Origin of the sequence: Sphingopyxis macrogoltabida (assembly GCF_001307295.1) — a bacterium.
Lineage (GTDB): Bacteria > Pseudomonadota > Alphaproteobacteria > Sphingomonadales > Sphingomonadaceae > Sphingopyxis > Sphingopyxis macrogoltabida_B.
In genome coordinates, this window is the sequence record NZ_CP012704.1 from 1 (window position 1) to 12779 (window position 12779).

Consider the following 12779-nt stretch of genomic DNA (forward strand, 5'->3'; position numbering starts at 1 on the left):
CTCTCCACTGGCGAACGCTGAAGGCACCCACCGCCGGTTTCGCCTGGCTTCTCTCGGAAGCCTCGCGGCCGGCAGGCCGCTCTGGTGACGGCGGTAGCCGGCACGGATCGAAGGTGCATTGGCCGTGAGGCCAATTCCGCATTGCTCTTCTCAGGTCGACGGTTTTGGGTGAGTCCTGTCGTTAAGAGATTCTGTTAAATAGGAATCGTTAAACAAGTTAAACCGCTCAAAAAGCGGAATCTTGCCTTGCTTATCAACTGCTTGCCGGACAGCCCGGTGGGTGAAACCCCGTGATTCGGTGTGTGATACCCCGATAGCGCGGTGGGTGATACCCCGACGCCAAGGTGGGTGAAACCCCGAGACTCTGGAGCCGAAAAGGAGCCTCCCGCGCTAGTTATCCACAGCCTGGCTGGTGGCTTCGGCATCGCCCGAAGCATGTCAGGGTTCAGGCAGCATCGCTGGCCGGTGGGTGAAACCCCGATAGTTGGACTTGCGGTGTGTGAAACCCCGATAGTCAGCGGCGGCCAGCAAGCCGGTCCATCTGTGCATCGACTTCCTCGGCCCGCTTGCGCTCGGCGTCGAAACGGGCGCGCCGCTCCTCCTCGGCGCGCATTCTCTCGGCGAGTGCCAGTGCCTCGGCCTCGCCGCGGAGCCTGAACAACACGGCCGGGCTTTTGTCCGTCGTCTCGGTCAGCTCCATCGCATAGTCGGGGAGCTGGTCGGCCTCGATCACCCGCCGAAGCATCCGGTTGAACTCCTTGGGCTGGGCATCGCTGCCGGTCTTGTCGCGAAGTACCTCTACCCGGCAAGTCCACCCACCGCGCTGCGTGCCGGCGTGCTTTCGCGCGATACGATAGAGCGCCCGCTCCAGCCCTCCGGAGAGCAGGAAATAGTCGGGGTGCATGGTGAGCAGCGACTTCTCGTTGACGATGCCCTCATAGACCCAATCCGAGAGGGTCAGCGTCATGCCGCGCGGCTGCTCCGTTTCGGCGTCGGTGTCGAAGGTCCAGCTGTCGAGCCAGTTGAAGCCAGCCTTCTGCCGGCGCTTCGTCGCGCGGATCGAAGTTGTGATCGAGGTCGTCTGGAGCCGGAGGAGCGCAGCTTGCAGCTCCTGATAGTCCCTGCCCCCTGTGCTGCGCTTGATCGCCCGCAGTAGGTCATAGGGCGTGGTTGTCAGCGTGCGGGGCAGATCGTTCAGCCCCTGCTGCTTCATGCGGTTGAGCGTGGACGCGGCCCATATCAGGATATCGGCGTCCCAGATCGTGGCCATGCCGTAGTCGGGAATGGCCTGGACGCGCACCCAGGCCTCGCCATCCGGGCTGCGATACTCGATCGGCTTCAGCCGCTTGCGCTTCTGGAGCGAGAAGAACGGGCGCTCCATGACCTCCCGCTGGTCCTTGAGCGGAAGATCGCCGAGCGCCGGAATGAACAGGTCGAACTCGGGATTGGGATCACGCCGCTTGCTCACGGCGCGAACCTGGTGTGTCCCCGCTGGACCAAATACTGGCGCAGCAACCGCTCGGTGATGACGGTAAGGGGCTCCCCGCCCTCCTCGACGCTGAGCTGGCGCAGTGTGCGGTGCATGTCTTCGGGAATGTGGATTAGCACCGGCTTCTTGCCGGGATGGCTGCTGCGCCGGGCCGGTGCTGCCGGGGCCGACGTGTCCGCCGCACGCCGCGACCGACGCGGGACGGCAGGCTGCGGCGCGGGAGTTGCATCGGCAACGGGAGCCTGTGCCTGTGCCTCGGGCTCGTCATCGAAGATGCCGGCGAGCGCGGAAGATTTCTTCGCCATCATCCAACCTCGCTTACTTGCTTAGTCGTAAAGCCGCTTAGTCGCTTAGCCTCATCATAGGCGGCGCGCAACTCGGCCGCCGCCTTGCTGGCCGGGTCCGTCTCGGCGGCCGTTCTGCCGAGCGGCGTGGCCTTGTAGAAATCCTTGCGGAAGTGGAGGCGGCTGTCGAACATCGTCACGCCCTTCGCCGCGAAGCCGGCATGGGCCTCCTGCCCCTCCCCGCCCTGATGCGGAACCTGCGTCAGTATAACGGCGAACGGCGTGCCTGCCTGCTGCACCTGCTTGACGGTCTGCAACACCGAATGAACGTCCAGCCCCCGCGGCGCGACAGGGATGATGACGAAATCCGCCTGCTCGGCTGCGAGCATGGCAATGTCCTTGGAGTTCGCCGGCGTGTCGATGATGATGAGGTCGATCTTGCCGCTGCTGCGCCCGCGGGAGACGTGGAGCGGCAGACCGGCAACGCTGCTGTCCTTCACCATCACGTCGTCGTCGTCGCGGCGTTCGGACCAGTAGAGCGCCGATCCCTGGCGATCGTCGGCATCGAGGATAACGACCGACGCCCCCTCCCGCGCCGCCTCGACGGCGAATCCGGTTGAGAGGGTGGTCTTGGATTGCCCGCCCTTTTGCGCGATGACGGCCCATACTTGCATAGCTGCTGCTCCTACTAAGCGGCTAAGCGACTTATAGAGCTTAGCCGCTTAGTCGTAAAGATGCTTAGTCGCTTAACCAGGTTCGTCCTCAGTTCCGTCGCCGATCGGATCGTGGCGCATCGGGCCGTGCCCCTCAACCGGGCACAAAGGTGCACCCGCTGTCTCCAGCCATTTGCGCGCAGTCGTCTACGCCAACCAGGCCACGGTCGTAATCGAGCCCACGGCCGACAGCCTCGCCCTGATCAGGACGGCCACGCGCGCGGCCGCGGCGATGTGGCGCGACGGCTACCGCTACCAGAAGACCGGGATCGTACTGCTCGACCTCTATCAATCCGCGGGCCTGCCCGTGGCCGACCTGTTCGCGTCGTTCGATCCGGAAAAATCCAAGGCGCTGATGGCGGCACTTGATCCGGTCAACGGCCGCTTTGGCCGCAACACCCTGCGACCGGGCGCTGTTGCGGCAACGCCGACCTGGGCATGCGACGGGGTAATCTGTCTCCCTGCTATACGACGCGGGAGACAGATTTTCTGCGCGTTCACACCTGAAAGCACCCTACCATAATGCATGCTACATATATGTTGACGGATTTCGGTTAGGCGCGCATACATGCTGCATGAAGGAGATTGTGCATGGGCGGTATTTCACATAGCGCGGTTCTCGCGCGCCTTAGAAGCGAGATCGGGGTAACGCAGGCGGCCTTGGCGACGGAGGCCGGCCTCGATCAAAGTCGGGTTTCCCGCATCGAAAAGGGGGAGGTGTCTTCCGAAGCGGAAGTCGAGAAGGTGCTCGATGCGCTGACGGCGCTCGGCTCTCCCCAGGCCCGGGCCTATAAAGAATTCATCGGCCGCGCGTGGGAGAACATCGCGCCGCCGAGCTTCTTCAACCCGCAGCGCGCATGCCTTGAAATAGCCGACGAGGCGCTTCGCGACATCGACACCTTCCTCGCCGATGAGAGCCGTCCCTGGCCGCTCCGCCGCCAGATCGAGCGGCATAAGGACACCCTCATCAAGGGGGCGAACTACCTTCAGAAGATGAACCACAACATCGCCTTCATCGGGCCGATCGGCGTGGGAAAATCGACAGGTCTTAGCTTCCTCTTCGACCTTCTCGTGCCGCCGACGCTGGCCTCCAAGCCGATCGACCGGCCCGTCCTCGAAACAGGGGCGGGCGGCACGACCATTTGCGAGGTTCATATCAAGCGCGGGCCGGAATTCGGCATCAGTTTGCTGCCGATGTCTGAAACCGAGCTGCGCGACCTGGTGGCCGACTTCTGCGCCTCGCGTTGGGCGGTGCTGAAGGGCGAGCTGAAGGAGTCAGCCGATAACGCCGGGGTGAGCCGCGAGCATGACCGGGCGATCCGGAATATGTCGGGCCTAACGCGTCGCCGCTCCACCGAGAACGGCAAGATCGTCTATTTCGATCCGGTGAGCGATCTGGTCGCCTCCTGCGCGAGCGAAGACGAGTTCCGCACGCGGGTCCTGGAGTTGATGAAGCTGCCCGAGCGCACTCAAAGGGAACTCTGGTACGACAGCGTGACGCGGCAGCACCCGATGGAATGGGTGATGAAGACCTTCCGCGAGGTAAACAACGGTCGTCTGGCCGACGTGTCGCTGCCGACGAGCATTGACCTGATCATTCCCGAGTTCGGCCGCAGCTTCGGCGAGCTGGAAATCAATGTCATCGACACGAAGGGCGTCGATGATGTGGCCGTGCGCGAAGACCTGGACCTCCGCCTCAAGGACCCCCGCACCGCGGTCGTGTTCTGCACCCGCTTCAACGACGCGCCGGGCGTGACGACGCGCTCCCTGCTGCAGCACATGCACGACACGTACTCGGAACCGGTGAATACGGGGAAAGTCTCGATCCTGGCGCTCCCGCGCACCGAGGAAGCGCGGGCCATGAAGGACGACGCGGGCGAAGTCGCGATGGACGATGCCGAGGGATATGCCTTCAAGCAGATGCAGGTGGAGAACGAGCTGGCGGCCGAGGATCTGGCCGGCGTTCCCATGGTCTTTTACAACGTGCAGTCGGACGACGCGGCGCCGGTGCGCGGCGCGCTGTTCGACCAGCTGAACCGTATGCGCTCCACGGTCGAGGCCCGCCTGTTCGACCTGTGCGCCGCTGCCGACGAGGTGATGAAGAACCACGAGGCGCAAGCCCTCACGGCGGCAATGGAGGAAGTAGCCGAAAGGCTGAACTCCTTTCTTGATGCTCACCCGGCGCTCCCGGCCCGTGAGCGTCATGCTTATACGGAGGCGCTGACGACGATCGGCGGGGTGCGATACGCCGCGACGCTGTGGGCGGCGACGCGCCGGAACGGCGAATATTCCGGGTTCAACATCATTCACAACATCGGGGTGGGCGCGGCGAAGGATGCGCGGCAGCGCAGCGATCGGTGGTTCTCGTCGCTGAAGGACTACATCGCCGTCATGAAAGGCGACGAGGGGCTGCAGCTGGCGGAGAAGACGATCAGTCAGATGGAGCAAAGCGCGATCGCAACGCGCACCGCATTCCTGGAAGCGGTGCAGCGGGCGGGGATGGAAGTCTATCGCGGCCCCCTCTCCAGCGCTTCGATCTGGAGTCAGTGCGCGGCCGAATGGGGTGCGGGACCGGGCTTCAAGGGCCGCGTCGCAGGCAACCTGAAAACGTGGTTCGAAGACCGGGCCGATCTGAAAGACAAGCTGGAGGAGATTACGAACGTCCTCTGGGATCAGCTCGTCATCGCGCCGATGCGCCGCCTGGTGGCGGAGAACGCGCCGGAAGCCGGGCTGGGTGGGAACGTGATCCCATTCCCGACGAAAGCTGCATAATAATCAACCACGAGGGGGCCTAAGAACCATGGCGGGATCAACGTTCCAGACTAATCCGATCGACCTTCAACGGCTGCTGGACGAATGCCATCGCGGCATCATCCAGCTGCCCGACTTTCAGCGGAGCTGGGTCTGGGACGAAGACCGCATCAAGAGCCTCATCGCTTCGATCTCGCGGGCTTTCCCGGTCGGCGCGCTCATGTCGCTCGATACGGGGGGGCCTGTGAATTTCAAACCTCGCCCGGTCGAAGGCGCGCCGCCCGAGGCCCGGCAAATGGCGCCGCAATCCCTCCTGCTGGACGGCCAGCAGCGCATGACGTCCCTCTATCAGGTGGCGTTGCGGGGCAAGGTTGTCGAAACCGTCACCCCGAAGAAGAAGCGTGTCAAACGCTGGTTCTACATCGACATCCGCAAGGCTATCGACGAGCTGGCCGACCGCGAGGAGGCGGTCGTCGGCGTGCCGGAAGATCGCATGGAGCGCACGGATTTCGGCCGGGAGGTCACGCTCGACCTCTCGTCGCCGGAGAAGGAATACGCGGCGCTGATGTATCCGGTGTCGCAGGTGTTCGATTGGGACAAGTGGCAAGACGGCTTCGACGACTATTGGGCCGGCGACGAGCACAAGGCGGTCCGCGAAGAATTCCGCGCCTTCAAGCGCCAGGTGCTCGAAAACTTCAAATACTACCGCGTGCCGGTGATCGCGCTCGACCGCTCGACCTCGAAGGAAGCGGTCTGCGTCGTGTTCGAGAAGGTGAACACAGGCGGCAAGGCGCTCGACGCCTTCGAGCTGGTCACGGCCATGTATGCCGCCTCGGGGCATGAACTCCGCAAGGACTGGTATGGCGATGAAAGCACCAAGGGGCGCCATCGCCGCCTCGCCGACACGCTACGCCCCGCGGATTCCGACGCCGGCATCCTGGCGGGCGTGGGCAACACGGATTTCCTGCAGGCGGTGTCCCTGTTCTACACGCGCGACAAGCGGCGTGCGGCCGAGCAGGCGGGTAAAGAGGGCAAGGAGCTTCCGGCGGTGTCGGGCAACCGCCAGGCACTGCTCGATCTCCCGCTCGACGCCTATAAGCTCTATGAAGCGCAAGTGGAGCAGGGCTTTGTACGGGCCGCCAAGTTCCTGCACATGCTGCATATCTACCGCATTTTCGACCTGCCCTATCAGTCGCAGATTGTCCCCCTTGCGGCGATCCTCGCTGACATCGGCGACGCATGGGAGCACGAGGCCAATCGGTCCAAGCTGGTGCAATGGTACTGGAACGGCGTCTTCGGCGAACTCTACGGGTCGGCGGTCGAGACCCGCATCGCGCGCGATTTCATGGAGGTGCCACGCTGGCTGAAGGGCGGCCCGGCCCCTTCGACCGTCAGCGAAACGATGTTCCGGGCTGACCGCCTGAAAACGATGCGCATGCGACTGTCAGCCGCTTACAAGGGCGTGAACGCCCTACTGATGAAGGAGGGGGCGCAGGACTTCCGCTCCGGGCAGAGGTTCGATCACACCGTCTTCTTCGGCGAGAACGTCGACATACACCACATCTTCCCGCAGGACTGGTGCAAGGCGCGCGGCATCAAGCCGGCCGTCTTTGATAGCATCATCAACAAGACGCCGCTGTCCTACCGCACGAACAGGATCATCGGCGGCGTGGCGCCGTCCGAATATCTCGGGAAGCTGGAGAAGGGCAACAACGCCAACCCGCCGATCAGCAGCGAGAAGCTGGACGGCTATCTGGCATCGCACCTGATCGATCCGGCGATGCTCCGGGCCGATGCCTTCGAGGCCTTCATGGACGATCGGCAGAAGCGGCTGCTTGGCCTGATCGAGCAGGCGATGGGTAAGGCCGCCTACAAGGGCGACGTTCCGGAAGAGGGTGAGGATGTCGAGAGCGACGACGATACGGCCGAGGCCGAGCAGACGATCCCCTTGGCTTAAATGACAGGGACGCCGCCTCCGGCGGCAGGCTCGGCAGGGGGGTCCTGCGGGGTTGTATGGCGTAACTTGACACCGAACGCTTATTTTGGTAGCATAGATCATGAAGATCAGGAACGTGATCCATAAGGGATTGCGACGCTTCATCGAGACCGATGATGCTAGCGGGCTGCAGCCCGCCGTCGTGGCCAAAATCCGGCGCATGGTCTCCTTTCTCCAGGACATGGAGAAGGAGGACGAGCTGCGCACGGTGCCGAGCTGGAAGGCCCATCAGCTGACCGGCGACCGCAAAGGCACCTGGAGCCTGTTCGTGACCAAGAACTGGCGGATGACGTTCCGGATCGATCGGGGCGAGATCGAGATCGTCGACCTCGACTATGAAGATTACCACTAGGAGGTGGCCATGGCTGCAAATCTGGGACTCCGCTTGAAGAACCCCGCCCATCCCGGCGGCTTCATCAAGCACGAGATCATCGAACCTCTCGGCCTGTCGGTGACCGCCGCGGCCGAAGTGCTGGGGGTCACGCGGGCGACGCTCTCGACGCTGCTCAACGAGCGGGCGCACCTGTCGCCGGAGATGGCGCTGCGGATCGAGAAGGCCTTCGGCGTCTCGATGGACACGCTCATGCGGATGCAGAACAGCTACGACATTGCCCAGGCCCGCAAGCGGGAAGGGGACATCAAGGTTGCCCCCTTCAAGGGCAAGCCGATCGATCCGCAGCCGTCGATGATCTGACGCGAATGCTCCTTCCTTCTTGCAAGTGCACCTCATGAGTTTAATCAAGTCCAGAGAGCGAGTGAACGATCACGGTGAGGTATTCACTCCCCCGTGGCTCGTCGAAAAGATGCTCGATATCGTCAAAGGCGAGACGGAGCGCATCGACGCGCGCTTTCTTGAACCTGCCTGCGGCAGCGGCAATTTCCTGGTGCCGATCCTTCAGCGCAAGCTTGCGGCAGTGCAACTGAAATTCGGTAAGTCTGAATTCGAGCGGCGCCACTACGCGCTGTTTGGCCTTATGTGCTGCTACGGTATCGAGCTGCTGCCCGACAATATCGCCGAATGCCGCGCGAACATGCTGGAGGTCTTTGCTGACTATCTCGGCGTCGGCCAGCAGGACGAGGCCTATCGCGCCGCCTCCTTCGTGCTGACGCTCAATCTCGTCCATGGCGATGCCATGACCATGCGCGACACAGCGGGCGCGCCGATCAGCGTCGTGGAGTGGGGCTATTTAGGAAAGGGCAAGTTCCAGAGGCGGGATTTCCGGCTCGATGTGCTCACCGGAATGGCAAGTTTCAGCGCCGAGGACTCGCTCTTCGCCAGCCTCGGGAAGCACGAAATCTTCACGCCCACATCATCATATCCGCCGATGTCGCTTGGCGACCTCGCGGCAATGTGACGGCGGTACAGGGGGAAAAGAATGAACGAACAGGCGGGATTCACATTGCGGGGGCGCAATCCCGACGTTTTGACCTGCATCGCCAACCTGTCGAACGACGAGGTGTTTACGCCGCCGGAGTTCGCCAACCGGATGCTGGACACACTGGCCGAGGCGTGGGCAACGGCCAATGACGGGGCGAGCATATGGGGAAATCGAAATGTTCGATTCCTCGACCCCTTCACCAAGTCTGGCGTCTTCCTGCGCGAGATCACCACGCGGCTGATTGCTGGGCTGGCCGATGAAATCCCAGAGCTGCAGGAGCGGGTCGATCATATCCTGACCCGCCAGGTTTTTGGCATCGGCATCACTAAACTCACTAGCCTGTTGGCGCGACGCAGCCTTTATTGCTCGAAGTATGCCAACGGCGAACATTCGGTCGCCAGCAGCTTCAAGACGGAAGTCGGTAACATCTGGTTTGAGCGGATCGAGCACACCTGGAACGGAGGGAAGTGCTCGTTCTGCGGTGCGCCCCGCTCCCTCTTTGACCGCGACAAAGGCCTGGAGAACCACGCCTATGCTCTCATTCACACCAACAACATAAAAGCTCGCATTGGAGAGCTGTTCGGAGCCGACATGCAGTTCGATGTACTTATCGGAAACCCTCCCTATCAGATGACCGGCGGGGCTGGCGGAACAAGTGATTCATCTATCTATCATCTGTTCGTTGAGCAGGCGATGGCGCTGGAGCCAAGATATATTTCGATGGTAATTCCATCTCGCTGGATGGCAGGTGGCCGTGGGATGGATGATTTTCGTCAGGCTTTCCTGAGCGGCGGTCATCTGAAGGAATTAGTTGACTTTCCCGCGTCGGCGGAAGTTTTCCCTGGTGTCGAAATCAAGGCCGGCATCTGCTATTTCCTATGGGATAGGGCACATAAGGGGAAGTGCAATGTCACGACGTTTCGCGGCGGCGAAGCCATCGGTCCTATAGCACGCAAACTTGATGAGTATGACATCTTTGTTCGTGATGGACGAGCGCTATCAATTCTTCATAAGGTTCTTTCACACGATGAGGTTCCTATAAACAGCATTTTAAGCCGAGATACCGCCTTTGGCCTTGCCTCAAATTTTGCTCAATTTCGCGCGACTGAGCGCGATGGCGATGTGGCACTTTTTTTCATTCAGAGGATGAAGAGAGGCGTCGGGTACGTAGCTCGTGATACCATAAGGAAGAGTATTCCTCTCATCGACAAGTGGAAGCTTCTCGTACCGGAAGCTTATAATGGTGGCGACGCGGTTCCACATCAAATACTTGGCAAGCCTGTTGTTGCCCCACCTAACTCAGTGTGCACTCAGTCATTTCTTGTATTTAGCGTTGATACTCAACAAGAGGCTGAGAGTGTGCGATCGTACTACTCCACGCGCTTGTTTAGGTTTCTGGTGTCTCAACGAAAAATAACTCAGCATGCGCTGAACTCAACTTACTCATGGGTCCCAATGCAGACATGGGACACGACTTGGACGGATGAGATGCTGTACGAGAAATATGGCATTTCAGCGGACGAGCAGGCTTACATCGAGTCTCAAGTTCGCGCGATGGATGTCGGCGATGGCGAGTAAGCCCGCAATTGAGGAAATCCTCACCCCAAAGCCGGAAGCACGCCCCCGCATCTACGCCTATTCGATCGCATCCGACACACACAGCGGCCTTCTCAAGGTCGGTCAGACCACTCGCGACGTGACGCAGCGTGTCTCGGAGCAGCTCAAGACGGCCGCGATCACCAATTACACGATCGAGCTGGACGAAAACGGGGAGCGTGATGATGGCGGCATCATCACCGATCACGCAGTGCGTGAAGCCCTAAAGCGAAAGGGTTTTGCCAATCCGCAGCTCGAATGGATGCGCTGCACGGTGGCCGACGTGAAAACCGTGCTCGCAGAGCTGCGCTCAGGCCAGCAATTCACCGGCACTCACCATGAGGATTTCCCGCCGCGCAAAGAGCAGGCGGAAGCGGTCGATCAGACCTACGCCTATTTCCGCTCCCGCTGGGAACAGGACCCCAAGGCGGTGCCGCGCTTCCTCTGGAACGCGAAGATGCGGTTCGGCAAGACGTTCACGTCCTACCAGCTCGCCAAGAAGCTTGGAGCGAAGCGGGTACTGGTCCTGACGTTCAAGCCAGCGGTCGAGGATGCGTGGCAGGCCGACCTGGAAAACCATCGGGATTTCGATGGCTGGCAGTATCTCTCCCGCAAATCGGGGCGCGACCCGAGCCAGATTGATCCCGAAAAGCCCGTGGTATTCTTCGGCTCTTTCCAGGACCTCCTTGGCCGCGACAAGGCCGGAAATATCAAGGCCCGCCATGAGTGGGTGCATACGACGAATTGGGATTTGGTCGTGTTCGACGAATACCATTTCGGCGCCTGGCGGGAGACGGCCAAGGAGCTGTTCGAGGGCGAGGAAGAGGCAGTCGCCAAGAAGGAGACCAGCCTTGAGTATGCAGCAGACCTCGAAGACGTGAACGAGGATCTCGGCGTCCTCTCAGAGAGCGAGGCCGAGTTCCTGCCGATCACGACACGGGCTTACCTCTATCTCTCGGGAACGCCTTTCAAGGCCCTGGCCACCGGCGAGTTCATCGAGGAGCAGATTTTCAACTGGACCTACACCGACGAGCAGAAGGCCAAGGCCGCGTTTGCGGCCAAAAATCCCGGTAAGCGGAACCCCTACGGGGCGTTGCCGCAGATGCGCCTGCTGACCTACCAGATGCCTGACGAGCTGCTGGCAATCGCCAGCGCAGGCGAGTTCGACGAGTTCGACCTGAACGCCTTTTTCAGTGCAACAGGTACGGGCGACGCGGCGGAGTTCAAGTTCAAGAACGATGTCCAGAAGTGGCTCGACATCATCCGCGGCGGCTATGCGCCGCAGACGGTCAAGAGCCTCAAGGCCGGCACCAGGCCGCCATTCCCCTATTCGGACGTGCGGCTGCTGCCCTATCTGCAACACTCCTTCTGGTTTTTGCCGAACGTGGCCGCCTGCCACGCCATGGCTAACCTGCTCAAGGAGCGGCAGAACACCTTCTGGCACGATTACAACGTGATCGTGTCCGCCGGTGCGACGGCAGGGATCGGCCTCGACGCGCTGCCGCCGGTGCGCGAAGCGATCGGCAGCGGCTTTGACACCAAGACGATCACTCTGTCCTGCGGCAAGCTCACCACCGGCGTCACCGTCGCGCAGTGGTCGTCGATCCTGATGTTGCGGAACCTTAAGTCGCCGGAAACCTACTTTCAGGCGGCGTTCCGGGTGCAATCGCCATGGTCGATCAAGAACCCCAACGGGGATGATCCGAACGAGGAAGAGGTCCTCAAGCCGGTCTGCTTCGTATTCGATTTCGCCCCGACGCGCGCGCTGCGCCAGCTCTCGGAATACGGCATTGGCCTTTCGCCTGGCGAGGCCAATCCCGAGAATGCTGTCCGCGAGCTGGTCTCGTTCCTCCCTGTGCTCGCCTATGACGGCGCGAACATGACACAGATCGATGCCGGCGGTATCCTCGATATCGCCATGGCTGGGACCTCGGCCACGCTGCTCGCGCGCAAGTGGGAATCGGCGTTGCTGGTCAATGTCGACAACGACACGCTCCGTCGTGTTCTGGACAATCCCGAAGCAATGGCCGCCGTCGAGCGGATCGAAGGATGGCGGTCTCTCGGGGACAACATCATCGAGACGATCATCAACAAGAGCGAGACGGTTAAAGACCTTAAAGCCAAGGCGAAGGAAAAGGGGGGCGAGCTGTCTGCGAAAGAGAAGAAGGAGCTGACGGACGAGGAGAAGGAGTACAAATCGAAGCGCAAGCTGGTGCAGGAGAAGCTGATCAAGTTTGCCACACGCATTCCGGCCTTCATGTACCTGACGGATTTTCGCGAAAATACGCTTCAAGATGTCATCACCAAATTGGAGCCCGAGCTGTTCCAATCGGTAACGGGCCTGACGGTCGCGGACTTTCACCTGCTCGTGCGGCTTAAGGTGTTCAACACGGAGCGCATGAACGAAGCAGTGTTCGCCTTCCGGCGATATGAGGACGCCTCGCTCCGGTATACCGGCATCGAAAGCCACGAAGGGCTGACGCATTATGGCCTTTACGACACCGTGGTTGCAAAGGACGAGGCAGCCTGACCAGAAAACCCTAAGCCTGACCATACATTAGTTTACATATT

10 protein-coding genes and 2 pseudogenes are annotated in these 12779 nt (G+C 61.2%); 8 read left to right on the forward strand and 4 right to left on the reverse strand.

Annotation, left to right across the window (positions count from 1 at the left end):
- Nucleotides 1–514: 514 nt before the first annotated feature.
- The 4 genes and pseudogenes from AN936_RS23695 to AN936_RS25695 form a co-directional block, all read right to left on the reverse strand.
- Nucleotides 515–1468: a replication initiator protein A gene (locus AN936_RS23695; protein ID WP_024021610.1), complete on the reverse strand. Its 954-nt coding sequence runs from the start codon at nucleotides 1466–1468 to the stop codon at nucleotides 515–517.
- Nucleotides 1465–1797, reverse strand: coding sequence for a hypothetical protein (locus AN936_RS23700; RefSeq protein WP_234715878.1), 333 nt, complete (start codon nucleotides 1795–1797; stop codon nucleotides 1465–1467). Before AN936_RS23700 ends, AN936_RS23695 begins: the two co-directional genes overlap by 4 nt.
- The gene (locus AN936_RS23705; RefSeq protein ID WP_054590671.1) at nucleotides 1794–2447 is read right to left on the reverse strand and encodes a ParA family protein; all 654 of its coding nucleotides are present in this window, start codon (nucleotides 2445–2447) and stop codon (nucleotides 1794–1796) included. The genes AN936_RS23700 and AN936_RS23705 overlap by 4 nt, the downstream gene beginning before the upstream one ends.
- 72 nt (nucleotides 2448–2519) lie before the next feature.
- Nucleotides 2520–2630, reverse strand: a pseudogene (locus AN936_RS25695) (transcription elongation protein SprT); the annotation flags it as partial.
- 211 nt (nucleotides 2631–2841) lie between these two features.
- On the opposite strand from AN936_RS25695, the pseudogene AN936_RS25955 reads away from it, so the two are divergent.
- The 8 genes and pseudogenes from AN936_RS25955 (at nucleotide 2842) to AN936_RS23745 (ending at nucleotide 12738) form a co-directional block, all read left to right on the forward strand.
- Nucleotides 2842–2993: pseudogene (locus AN936_RS25955) on the forward strand (DUF4113 domain-containing protein).
- An 84-nt stretch (nucleotides 2994–3077) separates the two neighbouring features.
- Nucleotides 3078–5258 (forward strand): helix-turn-helix domain-containing protein, encoded by a 2181-nt coding sequence (locus tag AN936_RS23715; protein WP_054590673.1) that lies wholly within the window; start codon nucleotides 3078–3080, stop codon nucleotides 5256–5258.
- Nucleotides 5259–5286: 28 nt separating this feature from the next.
- Nucleotides 5287–7194 carry a GmrSD restriction endonuclease domain-containing protein gene (locus AN936_RS23720; protein ID WP_054590674.1) on the forward strand — a complete coding sequence of 636 codons (1908 nt, stop codon included), beginning with the start codon at nucleotides 5287–5289 and terminating at the stop codon, nucleotides 7192–7194.
- Between the two features lie 100 nt (nucleotides 7195–7294).
- Nucleotides 7295–7585, forward strand: a complete 291-nt coding sequence (locus AN936_RS23725) for a type II toxin-antitoxin system RelE/ParE family toxin (protein WP_054590675.1) — start codon at nucleotides 7295–7297, stop codon at nucleotides 7583–7585.
- Nucleotides 7586–7594: 9 nt separating this feature from the next.
- Nucleotides 7595–7927: a HigA family addiction module antitoxin gene (locus AN936_RS23730; protein ID WP_054590676.1), complete on the forward strand. Its 333-nt coding sequence runs from the start codon at nucleotides 7595–7597 to the stop codon at nucleotides 7925–7927.
- 34 nt (nucleotides 7928–7961) lie between these two features.
- Complete coding sequence (locus AN936_RS23735; protein WP_054590677.1) at nucleotides 7962–8588, forward strand: N-6 DNA methylase; 627 nt, start codon at nucleotides 7962–7964, stop codon at nucleotides 8586–8588.
- 21 nt (nucleotides 8589–8609) lie between these two features.
- Nucleotides 8610–10190, forward strand: a complete 1581-nt coding sequence (locus AN936_RS23740; RefSeq protein ID WP_054590678.1) for an Eco57I restriction-modification methylase domain-containing protein — start codon at nucleotides 8610–8612, stop codon at nucleotides 10188–10190.
- On the forward strand, nucleotides 10180–12738 hold the full coding sequence (locus AN936_RS23745; protein WP_054590689.1) for a GIY-YIG nuclease family protein: 2559 nt from the start codon (nucleotides 10180–10182) through the stop codon (nucleotides 12736–12738). The genes AN936_RS23740 and AN936_RS23745 overlap by 11 nt, the downstream gene beginning before the upstream one ends.
- Nucleotides 12739–12779: the final 41 nt, after the last annotated feature.

Excerpts from the sequence above, each read along its gene's own strand:
- AN936_RS23700 (WP_234715878.1), bottom strand. The coding sequence starts at position 1,797 with ATGATGGCGAAGAAATCTTCCGCGCTCGCCGGCATCTTCGATGACGAG.
- AN936_RS23705 (WP_054590671.1), bottom strand. The coding sequence starts at position 2,447 with ATGCAAGTATGGGCCGTCATCGCGCAAAAGGGCGGGCAATCCAAGACC.
- AN936_RS23715 (WP_054590673.1), top strand. The coding sequence starts at position 3,078 with ATGGGCGGTATTTCACATAGCGCGGTTCTCGCGCGCCTTAGAAGCGAG.
- AN936_RS23720 (WP_054590674.1), top strand. The coding sequence starts at position 5,287 with ATGGCGGGATCAACGTTCCAGACTAATCCGATCGACCTTCAACGGCTG.
- AN936_RS23725 (WP_054590675.1), top strand. The coding sequence starts at position 7,295 with ATGAAGATCAGGAACGTGATCCATAAGGGATTGCGACGCTTCATCGAG.
- AN936_RS23730 (WP_054590676.1), top strand. The coding sequence starts at position 7,595 with ATGGCTGCAAATCTGGGACTCCGCTTGAAGAACCCCGCCCATCCCGGC.
- AN936_RS23735 (WP_054590677.1), top strand. The coding sequence starts at position 7,962 with ATGAGTTTAATCAAGTCCAGAGAGCGAGTGAACGATCACGGTGAGGTA.
- AN936_RS23740 (WP_054590678.1), top strand. The coding sequence starts at position 8,610 with ATGAACGAACAGGCGGGATTCACATTGCGGGGGCGCAATCCCGACGTT.
- AN936_RS23745 (WP_054590689.1), top strand. The coding sequence starts at position 10,180 with ATGGCGAGTAAGCCCGCAATTGAGGAAATCCTCACCCCAAAGCCGGAA.